Annotated in this window: 11 protein-coding genes; all 11 read right to left on the reverse strand. The window is 58.3% G+C overall.

Features of this window, described 5'->3' with window-relative positions:
* Positions 1–39: 39 nt before the first annotated feature.
* Positions 40–1,431, reverse strand: coding sequence for a sigma-54-dependent transcriptional regulator (locus tag AACY02_RS14870; RefSeq protein WP_339432670.1), 1,392 nt, complete (start codon positions 1,429–1,431; stop codon positions 40–42).
* 5 nt (positions 1,432–1,436) lie between these two features.
* Complete coding sequence (locus AACY02_RS14875; RefSeq protein WP_339432671.1) at positions 1,437–2,630, reverse strand: sensor histidine kinase; 1,194 nt, start codon at positions 2,628–2,630, stop codon at positions 1,437–1,439.
* Between the two features lie 128 nt (positions 2,631–2,758).
* Entirely contained in the window at positions 2,759–4,234 is a 1,476-nt protein-coding gene (locus AACY02_RS14880; RefSeq protein WP_221731983.1) for a sigma-54 dependent transcriptional regulator, read from the reverse strand.
* A gap of 172 nt (positions 4,235–4,406) precedes the next feature.
* Positions 4,407–4,703: a flagellar protein FliT gene (locus AACY02_RS14885; RefSeq protein WP_339432610.1), complete on the reverse strand. Its 297-nt coding sequence runs from the start codon at positions 4,701–4,703 to the stop codon at positions 4,407–4,409.
* An 11-nt stretch (positions 4,704–4,714) separates the two neighbouring features.
* On the reverse strand, positions 4,715–5,113 hold the full coding sequence (fliS, locus tag AACY02_RS14890; protein WP_141128979.1) for a flagellar export chaperone FliS: 399 nt from the start codon (positions 5,111–5,113) through the stop codon (positions 4,715–4,717).
* 129 nt (positions 5,114–5,242) lie between these two features.
* The gene (fliD, locus tag AACY02_RS14895; RefSeq protein ID WP_339432611.1) at positions 5,243–6,691 is read right to left on the reverse strand and encodes a flagellar filament capping protein FliD; all 1,449 of its coding nucleotides are present in this window, start codon (positions 6,689–6,691) and stop codon (positions 5,243–5,245) included.
* Positions 6,692–6,773: 82 nt separating this feature from the next.
* The gene (locus tag AACY02_RS14900) at positions 6,774–7,130 is read right to left on the reverse strand and encodes a flagellar protein FlaG (RefSeq protein WP_339432612.1); all 357 of its coding nucleotides are present in this window, start codon (positions 7,128–7,130) and stop codon (positions 6,774–6,776) included.
* Between the two features lie 73 nt (positions 7,131–7,203).
* Positions 7,204–8,064 carry a flagellin domain-containing protein gene (locus AACY02_RS14905; protein WP_339432613.1) on the reverse strand — a complete coding sequence of 287 codons (861 nt, stop codon included), beginning with the start codon at positions 8,062–8,064 and terminating at the stop codon, positions 7,204–7,206.
* Positions 8,065–8,306: 242 nt separating this feature from the next.
* Positions 8,307–8,573 (reverse strand): hypothetical protein, encoded by a 267-nt coding sequence (locus tag AACY02_RS14910; RefSeq protein WP_339432614.1) that lies wholly within the window; start codon positions 8,571–8,573, stop codon positions 8,307–8,309.
* Entirely contained in the window at positions 8,570–9,859 is a 1,290-nt protein-coding gene (locus AACY02_RS14915; RefSeq protein WP_339432615.1) for a motility associated factor glycosyltransferase family protein, read from the reverse strand. The genes AACY02_RS14910 and AACY02_RS14915 overlap by 4 nt, the downstream gene beginning before the upstream one ends.
* 87 nt (positions 9,860–9,946) lie before the next feature.
* Complete coding sequence (locus AACY02_RS14920; protein WP_339432616.1) at positions 9,947–10,873, reverse strand: ketoacyl-ACP synthase III; 927 nt, start codon at positions 10,871–10,873, stop codon at positions 9,947–9,949.
* Between the last annotated feature and the right edge of the window lie 12 nt (positions 10,874–10,885).

Below are 10,885 nucleotides of genomic sequence, written 5' to 3' on the forward strand. Positions count from 1 at the left end.
CCTTTTGAGAAAAGCGTTTTCAAAGCGTTGCGGTTCAGATCAAGTGGCGAACAGATAGCCTTCGACATCCATCCCCGCATCGCGCATTTGCGCCAGCTTGTAACGCAAGGTGCGCGGACTGATGCCGAGTTTTTCCGCCGCTTCCTTGCGTCGCCCACGCTCAGTGCGCAGGGTATCGATGATCATCTGAAACTCCCGGCGACGCAGGTCATCGCCCAAGGCGCCGGCCGAATCCGCGTCGATTTCAACTTCACGAATCATTTGTGGCGCTGGCGCTGCCACCGGCAAAGCGGCGAACGTCACGGCACCGGCCAGGCAGAAATCCTGCGGTTGAATCAAACCGCCCTGCTGCAAAATAAGTGCACGCTGAATGGCGTTATCCAGTTCACGCACGTTGCCCGGCCATGGATATCCGGTCAGGCATGCTTGCGCCTCGGGCGAGAGTTTCGCCGCGGCATGCTTCATTTTATTGACGTGCTTGGCCAGCAACCGCTCAGCCAGCGGCAAGATATCGGCAGTGCGCTCGCGAAGTGGACGCCAGGCCAGGGGGAAAACCGACAGGCGGTAGAAAAGATCCTCACGGAATCGCCCCGCCGCCACCTCACCTGCCAGATCGCGGTTAGTGGTGGCCACCACCCGGATATCCAGGCTGATCGGCTTGCGCGCACCGACTCGCTCGACTTCGCGCTCTTGCAGCACACGCAACAGCTTGGCCTGCAGACCGAGGGGCATCTCGGAGATTTCGTCGAGCAGGATCGTGCCGCCGTCGGCCTGTTCGAATTTGCCAGCCTGCGCCGCAATTGCCCCCGTGAATGAGCCCTTCTCGTGACCGAACAACGTTGCTTCAAGCATGTTGTCGGGAATCGCGGCGCAATTGATCGCAATAAACGGTTGATTGGCGCGGTGGGATTGCTGATGAATGTAGCGTGCCAGCACCTCTTTGCCAGTGCCGGACTCGCCGGAGATCAACACGGTTGAATCGCTGCGCGCGACCCGCGCGGCCAATTCGAGCAACTGCGCGCTGGCCGGTTCGACAGCAATCGGGCCTTCGACGTCGCCGGTAACGAGGCTGCCCAGCGCATGGCGCGACACCAGATCGAGTAACGCTTTAGGCTCAAACGGCTTGACCAGATAATCAGCGGCGCCTTGGCGCATCGCATCGACGGCACGCTCCACGGCGCCATGCGCCGTCATCAGCAACACCGGCAATTGCGGCTGGCGGGCGCGCAGCAGCGAAAGCAATTGATGACCGTCCATGCCTGGCATGTTGACGTCACTGACCACCAGACTGAACGCTTCGCGCGCCACCGCCGTCAACGCCTCTTCAGCACTGCCGACTGCGTGGTAATCATGACCGGCCAACAGCAGTGTATCGGCCAGCGCCTCACGCAACGAACGGTCATCCTCGACCAGCAGAACCTTGATACCCATGATGCTCACTCAGCTCCCTGTACAGCGGAAAACAGCGGCAGGATCACCTGCGCGCACGTGCCGCGCCCGACACGCGAACGCAGCTGCAATTCTCCCTGATGCGCCCGGGCCACAGCCTTGACCACGGTCAGACCGAGGCCTGTGCCGGTGACTTTGGTGGTAAAAAACGGTTCACCGAGGCGTTCCAGCACCGACGGTTCGATGCCGCTGCCGCTGTCGCTGATGCACAACCGCAGCGTGTTGTCGCGGGTGTAGCAATGCACTTTCAAGCGCACAACGGCGGCGCTGGCCTGAATCGCGTTTTCGATCAGATTCAAAAGGGCCCCGACCAGCGTGTCGCGATTGCACAGCAACTCGCCGACATGACTGTCGCACTGCCAGCGAATGGGCAAATCCTGCACATGGGTCAACGCGGCCGCTTGCAACGATTGCATCAAGGCATTGGGCGTAAGGCGATCAGTCAGCGGCAATTCACCACGAGCGAACACCAGCATGTCGCGCACCTGATGCTCCAGCTCATGCAGACGCTCTTTCAGGCGCCCGGCAAAACGCTGCTGGGTGGCGACCGGCAGCTCCTGCTCGGTCAAATGACTGGCATAGAGCAATGCAGCCGACAGCGGCGTGCGGATCTGGTGAGCCAGCGAGGCCACCATGCGCCCCAGCGAAGACAAGCGCTCATGGCGCGCCAGTTGATCCTGCAGGTGACGGGTTTCGGTCAGGTCGTTGAGCAGCACCAATTGCCCCGGCTCGGCATCCAGCGAGCGCGTGGCAATCGACAGGCGCCGACCGTTTTTCAGAGATATTTCGTGACCGTCGTCTTCACGCGGGGCGAAGCAACGCGCGATGACATGGCGCCACAGTTCGCCCTCCAGTGGCAAACCGAGCAACTCGATGGCCGCCGGGTTGGCTTCGACCACAATGCCGTGGCCATCGATCACGATGACGCCGCCGGGCAACAGATCCAGGAGGTTTTGCAGACGATTGGCCAGACGCTCTTTTTCCGCCAGCTCCTGCATGCGCTGAGCGCTGACCACGGCCAGCTCACCCTTGAGCTCGGTAACCCGCGCTTCAAGCATGCTGTAGGAGTCAGTCAACTGACTGGACATCTGACTGAACAGCGCGAAGGCCTGCTCAAGACCCTGCCGGCTTGCCTGCTCTACGGAGGACGGTTGCCCCTCGGGACTGGAGGCAGAAGACATCTGGGCGGCTTGGGGCATTGTGATCTCTCGCTTTGCTGACCGTCAGTGAAACGGAACGTTGCGAGGGATGTAGCAATACCCGTGCCTAAAAAAAACTGTTTATAAATGAAGAGGTTGAAAAACAGGCGTCAATCATCCGCCTGTTCGTCTCCATCGCGCCGGCTCATACCGTATTTGCGCATCTTTTCCACCAGCGTGGTACGCCGAATGCGCAGGCGCTCGGCAGCCCGCGCCACGATGCCGTTGGCGTCGTCGAGCGCCTGCTGGATCAGGCCCTGCTCGAGACCACCAAGGTAGTCCTTCAGGTCCAGGCCTTCTGGCGGCAGCATGGCGTTCGCGGTGAAGTCTGGCGTATGGCCGTTGATTGCCACGCGCTCTTCGAGATCGCTGCGCAAGCTGTCGACCATTTGCTCGTCTTCATCATCGACGTAGCGGAATTTTTTCGGCAATTCGACCACACCAATCACCCCGTACGGATGCATGATCGCCATGCGCTCCACCAGGTTGGCCAGCTCACGGACGTTGCCCGGCCAGGCGTGACGGCACAGCGACATGATCGCCGCCGAGTTGAAACGGATCGAACCGCGTTTTTCGTGCTCCATGCGCGAAATCAGTTCGTTCATCAGCAGCGGAATGTCTTCGACGCGCTCGCGCAACGGCGCCATCTCGATCGGGAACACGTTCAGGCGATAGTAGAGGTCTTCGCGGAAAGTACCGATCTCGATCATGCTTTCGAGGTTCTTGTGGGTCGCGGCGATGATGCGCACGTCAACGCTCTGGGTCTTGTTGCTGCCCACGCGCTCAAACGTACGCTCTTGCAACACGCGCAGCAGCTTGACCTGCATCGGCAGCGGCATGTCGCCGATTTCGTCGAGGAAGAGCGTGCCGCCATTGGCCAGTTCGAAACGGCCGGCTCGGCTGGTGATGGCACCTGTGAAGGCGCCCTTCTCGTGACCGAACAGTTCGCTTTCCAGCAACTCTGCCGGGATCGCCCCGCAGTTGACCGGTACGAACGGCGCGTCACGACGTTTGGAATGGTAATGCAGGTTACGCGCGACCACTTCCTTGCCGGTGCCGGACTCGCCGAGGATCAGCACGCTGGCGTCGGTGTCGGCCACTTGCTGCATCATCTGACGCACGTGCTGGATCGCACGGCTGGTGCCGACGAGACTGCGGAACAGATTGGGTTCTCGATGACGACCGCGCTCTCGGGCCTGGTCATACATTTCGCGATAGACCTGGGCGCGGTGCAGCGAGTCAAGCAACTTGCTGTAGCTCGGCGGCATTTCGAGGGTCGAAAGCACGCGGCGACGCTGGTCTTCAGGCAAGTCGACGGAAGAATTATCGCCCATCAGCAAAACCGGAAGGAACTCATCCCAGGTTGCGAGTGTCTTTAGCAAGCCAAAAAGCGCACCAGGAGCATTGACCGTCCCGATCAGTACGCAAATGACCTCACGACTAGACGACAAAGAGCCGACCGCCTGCTGCCAGTCATGGCTGCCGCAGGGTAAATTTTCTTCGCCGAGAAAATTCAAGATCACCGCCAGGTCGCGGCGGCGGACGCTATCGTCATCGATCAGCAGAATTTTGGTTTCACGCCACATGCAATAGCAACTTCCCTAGTCAACTCAATGCCCAAAATAAGGGGCAAGCGAGACGCTTGCAGGACACCATGTGCCTGTAGACGCCTGAAATCTGAAAACAGCCACTAGTTAAGTCAAAAAACCGTGCACAGTCAAATTTATGGCGCACATGCCTGGATTAACTGGGGGTCAATTAACCAAACAGATGGTAAACCTTTGCCGCCTTTTGCGCTTGGGTGATCTGCGACATTTCGCTGGCTATCGCCTGCCGCTCACCCATCGCCGCCTCAAGAAGCGCCTTGTAGACATGGAGCAACTCCTCAAGATTGTTGCGCAACGCGTCTTCATCCAGAGCAGCTTCAGCCATGACGTCTTCCATGCAGGAACGGCACGCCAGATCCAGCTCGCCAATGGCTTCCCAGTTGCGTTCGGCCAGCGCAGTGACCAACGCTTCACGGGTATCGGCGATTCGCTGCAATACTAGACTCATGACGATCTCCTTCAGAACTGCGGTGCCGGCACAGGAGCAATGGCATCCCAGCCTTCTTTCACCGTACCCAGCAAGCCTGCAACCTCATCGAGAATGCGCGGATCGCTGCTGATGTTCGCCTCGGCGAGGCGCTTCATCATGTAGATATACAGCCCATCCAGATCAGCCAGGGTGTCTGCGCTATTCTCCAGATCGAGGCCTTCGCGCAGGCCGCTGACAATGCCAATCGCCTTGCTGATCGAAGTGCACTTGCCAGGAATGTCCTTGCGCTCGATGGCGCCTTTGGCCTGAGCGATACGGGCCAGTCCACCTTCCATCAACATTTGCACCAGGCGGTGCGGGCTCGCTTCGGATGTCTGAGCGTGTGCGCCGACTTTCTGGTACTGCCGAAGGGCTAACATCGGATTCATGTTCTACCTCATTGCCACAATGACTCGTATAACCAGTTTATCGCCAACGAATCACAGAACTTTAGATCAAAAGACAAAAACCCGGCGCACGCCGATAAAGCGTAGCCGGGTTTTTGTCGTTACCGCCTGTTACTTCGCGGACTGCTGAGCGTTCAGGGAGCTGAAGAACGACGTGATATTACTTGCCGTTGCTTTCATCTGCCCGACCAGCAGGTCCATTGCGTTGTACTTGGCCGTCAACGTCTTCGTCAGGTTATCGACGCGCAAGTCCAGGGCCGTCTGCTGCTTTTGCAGGGCAGTGGTGAGGTTCGTCAGGTTGGAACTGCGCTGATCGAGCAGGCCACCGGTCTTGACGTACGGATCAACCGCCGCGTTCATGCGTGCCAACAGACCGTTTTTGGCGTCGGTACCACTGAACAGCTGTTGAACCTGACCGGCCATGCCCGGGAGTTCCATACGCTTGTTGAACACCGCCGTGTCGAGCGCCAGCAAACCGGTTTTGCTGTCAGTCAGAACACCCATCTGCGACAGTACGGACAATTGCCCCTGACCACCAGCCCCCGGATCAGTCAGTTGAGCACGCACATCTGCCATCAACGAGCGCGGCAACGCGTCACCGGTGAAAGCCGATGAAACGGTCAGCTTGCCATCGGCGTCCGGCGTCGCCTTGGACAGCGTGTCGACGGTTTTCCTCAGGGTGTTATAGGCATCGATGAACGTCTGCAGCGACGCCTGGATACCGGCGGTATTGGTCGCAACCGAAACCGTCGCCGGGGTTGCCGTGCCGTTGACGACAGGGCTCGCAGCAACCAGATTCAGCGTCATACCGCTGATTGCGCCCGTCACCGTGTTGGTCTTGCTGCTGACCGCCAGCCCGTCAATGGTGAGGTTGGCATCTTTGGCCACCTTACCAACCGCCCCGGAAGCGCCTGCCGCCGGATTGTCACCCATTTCCTGGGTGCCATCGATCTCAAGACCAGCGATACCGCTGACCTGCAGGTCCATGCCGGCGCCAGTCTTGTTCGAGCTCAGCACCAGGCGCGAAGAACCGCTACTGTCGGTCACTATGTTGGCGGAAATACCGTTGCTGGCCTGCGCCGTGTTGATCGCGTCCCGCGTGGACTGCAAGGTGGCATTGGCCGGAACCGCAACATTGTAATCAATGCCATTCTGACTGATTTTCAGAGTACCACTCGGAATGGCACTGGCGGCACCGCCGGCAAATGCGGCACTGGCCACTTTCGAGCCGGTGGCCAGGTTCTTCACAACAACGCTGTAAGTACCCGGTACAGCCGTTTTGTCCGATGTCGCACCAACAATCGTTGGTGTGTCCGACGTTGCGGTAAAACCGGCAAATGCCGGGCTCGACGCTTTATTAAGGTCGGTCATCGCCTTTTGATACGCCGCCAGTGCGCTTTTCAGCGAACCGACACCGGAAATCTTCAGCGAGTTAGTTTTCGTCTGAGTGTCGATCTGCGTCTGCTTGGCAGACTTGTCGGCGTTGACCAGCGCGGTCACGATCGCGCCGATGTCCAGGCCGGAACCCAGTCCGGAACCCGGTAGAATTGGACTTGCCATGTGCATCTCCCTTCAGATTGTTGCCATTCTTTTGACCGTTACACGCGTCCTGAGAACGTACAAACATTATTCATGCCAGCTATCAGACTTTGGCATCGAACAGAACGTGGCTCGCATTGGCAAGACTGTCTGCCAGCTTGAGGGCTTCTGCGGAGGGAATCTGTCGAACGACCTCACCCGTCTCGCTTGCGATCACCTTGACGATGACCTTTCCGGAGTGTTCATCGATGGAAAACTCCAGATTGCGCTTGATCGACTGTACAAACTTTTCGATCTCCTGCACCGCCAGTTTCAACTTGGCGTCGTCCGAACCCTGACTCTTCGCAACGACCGGCGCTTCAGTCTTGGCAACTTCAGGCGTCTCTGACGGTTTGTCAGCGACCGGCGTTACTGGCTTGGGAACCGGATAAGACACGTTAAGCTTTAAGCTCATGTCCATACCCATCACCTCTTGACGTAAAAAGGCGAGAGAGCACGACCAGCGCACCCCCCCGCCCAAACTCTATCCGAAATTACTGAAGCAGCTTCAGTACAGCGGAAGGCAGTTGGTTGGCTTGAGCCAGAACAGAGGTCGAAGCCTGTTGCAGGGTTTGCTGCTTGGTCAGGTTAGCAGTCTCTGCGGCGAAGTCGGTATCTTGTACGCGACCTTGTGCAGCAGTGGTGTTCTCGGTGATGTTCTGCAAGTTCTGGATGGTGCTGGTCAGACGGTTTTGCGAAGCACCCAGGCTGGCACGAGTTGCACCGATTGCAGCGATAGCGGCGTCGATTGCAGTGATCGCGTTATCGATGTTGTCCGAAGCAGAACCAGCACCAGTACCCGAAGTACCGGTCAGAACTACAGTACCGCTACCTACGGACAGGCTGACGGCGTCGAACTTGGAGCTCAGTACCAGGTCGATGTGGTTAGCCGAACCGGTGTTTGCACCCACTTGCAGGGTCACAGTACCAGCCGAACCGTCCAGCAGGTTTTTGCCGTTCAGGTTGGTAGCAGCGGAGATACGGGTGATTTCGTCAGACATCTGAGCGAATTCAGCGTTGGTAGCGGTCTGGTCAGCAGTGCCGTTGGTACCGTTACGTGCTTTAACAGCCAGTTCACGCATACGCTGCAGAATGTCGGTCGAAGCTTGCAGAGCGCCTTCAGCGGTCTGAGCAACGGAGATACCGTCGTTGGCGTTCTGGATAGCTTGGGTGTTACCACGGATCTGCGAAGACATACGGTTCGAGATCTGCAGGCCAGCAGCGTCGTCTTTAGCGCTGTTGATTTTCAGGCCGGAAGACAGGCGCTGCATCGAAGTCGACAGAGCGTCGGAAGCGCGGTTCAGGTTTTTCTGAACGTTCAACGATGTGGTGTTGGTGTTTACTGTTAAAGCCATGACGAATTCCTCGTTGGTTGGGTACTGCGGCTTCCGGCCCTGGCAACCGCCGGGTATGGCCTAGAGAACCTTCGTAATAGTTATCGTCGGGATTGCAGGTTGCTTGAGGGCTTTTTGAAAAAAATTTGCCATCACCCTGCCACCCCCGAGAAAACAAAGACTTAGCAGTAATTGAGCCGCGAAAAAATGACGTCATAAAACCGACTTCGGCGCAAACCTGCGGGCCAGCGCAGTCGCCGGGCTCAGACCAAGACACTTTCCAGCAAGTCGAGCAGTTCGTACTCCATATAGTCGGCCAGTCCCAACCAGTCCTGGCGCTCCTGACAATCGAGCATTTGCGTGAGCACCTGCGCCCACATTTGCTGGACATCGGCAGGCGCCGAGAGCAGCAACTGCTGCGCACCTTCGAAGACATCGACCATGCTCAACCCCGCCTCGACATCCCGCCCCAGCCGAAACAGACCAGCACACTGACGGCATTCGCCGATACACTTTTGCATCGCCGTCATTGCACGAACTCCTGATTGAATTGCGTTCCGGCGATCAGCGCACCCGCCCTGCTGCTATTGAAAAACTCAACGTGCGGATGCGCAGCGATGTAACGCTCCAGCACGCACAGGTAACCGCGGAAGTTGAGCTGGGTGCTGACTCGCTGGCCATACCCGTCGCGCACCCAGTGCCGCGCCTGACTGACCCCAGGCCCCAGATCGCCATCGCTCCAGCCAGCGTGGGTCTTGTTCATCGGAAAGGCGAAATCGGCGCCAAATAGCGTGAGACGAGACGCGCCCATTTTCACCGCCAGATCAACGGCCGGGTGAATCACGCTTCCACCGACATGCAGCAATGCCCGCGGATGCTGCTCCCGCAGCCCGGCATACACCGGGCTGGCCGAGTAACTGCCATAGCGCTTACCCTTCCAGGCCCGCAAAACCTCGGGGTCGCTCATGGGCAAATACACCAGCGCGATACCGTCGGACGCCTCGAACGGCAAATGACGCAAGCTGATCCGCTGATCAATGGTCACCACCAGATCCGGCACGATCCCGCGCTCAATCAACGGCCGATAAGCCGTGTCGACACAAATGAACAGCGGGCGCTGAGCCTGAGCCCGCAGCGCAGCCAATCGTTCAAAGTGCCCTTCCAGGGTCGGTCCGGTGCCGATCACGTAGATCTCGCGATCGGTGCAGGTACCGAATAACTGCGCCACATCGTCATCACCCAGCAGCACTGGCAGGCAATCCTGCAGACGCTGTTGAATGAACGGCGACTGCGCGTCGAACTCGCGATTGTTGAACCTCAGATGGACTTCGTTCACCAACCGATCGCGGATCTTGGCGTTGTAATCATCGGCCAGCAGCATCTCGGCAGGCAGCGCGAAGAACGGCGTGAAAAAGTCCAGATGATCAGCGGCGTAAAATAACTCGACGCGTGGATCTTCCAGCCATCCGCGCTGATCGAGCAATTGCACCACCAGTGCGAACAACGCTCCATTGAGGATATGCACGTACAAACGTTGCAATCGGTCACGCTCAAGCAGCACAGCAGGTAAATCACCGAGACCGGTGCCGTAGACGTGTAATTGCGCCTTGTCCGGCAGACTGGCCGCCTGAGTATGCGCCTCCTGGAGGCGATCGTGACGGCTAGTGAGTTGAACGCCATTAATGCTGAGCGTCGAGCCCAGCCCCTCAATCAACTGAGCTGCAAGGGCCGCACTGTCTTCAGCCAGCAGTCGCTCGAACAGCGCCGGCCAGCGCCGCTGCAACACCTCGGCATTGGCTTGAAAAAACTCCTTCATGGCGCCTCGCGCTCCCTTTCAGGCAAAAAAATAGCGTTCAAGGGTAACCTTGAACGCTATTTTTGTATCCGCCGTTTTTTGCTTGGCTCATGGACGATAGATGATCGCCGACCCCCACGACAGACCGACCCCGAAACCGCTCAGCGCAACGCGCTGCCACTGCGAGTCGAGGGCATGTTTTTCCAGCAGCAACGGAATGCTCGACGACACGGTGTTGCCGGTCTCGACCATGTCCTTGATGAACTTCTCAGGCTCACCTTCGAAACGCCGGGCCACCGCATCGACAATCGCCGCACTGCCCTGGTGAATGCAGAAGGCGTCGATGTCGTCCGCCTTGAGGCCGGAATCGTCGAGCAGTTCATGCAAGTGCGCCGGGACTTTGAGCAGCGCGAAGTTGAACACCTGACGCCCGTTCATGAAGAACACGCCATCGGTCACTTTCAGGTGCGGCGCACCGGAACCGTCGGTGCCGAACTTCGCCTTGCCCAGCGCCCAGGCAGGGTCTTCGCCCATCCAGGTGGCGGTGGCGGCATCGCCGAACAGCATGGTGGTGTTGCGGTCTTCCGGGTCGACGATTTTCGAATACGGGTCAGCGGTGATCAGCAGGCCGTTCTTCAGGCCGGCGGCTTCCATGAAGCCCTTGATCGCATAGATGCCGTAGACGTAACCGGAGCAGCCCAGGGAAATATCGAACGCCGCGACATTAGTCGGCAGACCGAGTTTGTCCTGGACGATTGCAGCAGTATGCGGCAGGCCTTCTTCGTCACCGTTCTGAGTGACGACGATCAGTGCGTCGATCGATTCACGCTTCAGTTCAGGGTTGCTGGCAAACAGCGCATTGGCCGCTTCCACACACAGATCGGAGGTTTCCTGTTCAGCATCTTTGCGCGGCAGGAAGGCCGAACCGATTTTACCGAGGATGAATTCTTCATCCTTCTCGAATTTTGCACCTTGTGCGTAATTGTCCACGCCGGCTACAGGAACGTAGCTCGCAATGCTTTTTATGCCAATCATTACGGCTTCCCA

Source organism: Pseudomonas sp. EA_65y_Pfl2_P78 (assembly GCF_963970495.1).
In the GTDB taxonomy this organism is placed as follows: domain Bacteria; phylum Pseudomonadota; class Gammaproteobacteria; order Pseudomonadales; family Pseudomonadaceae; genus Aquipseudomonas; species Aquipseudomonas baetica_A.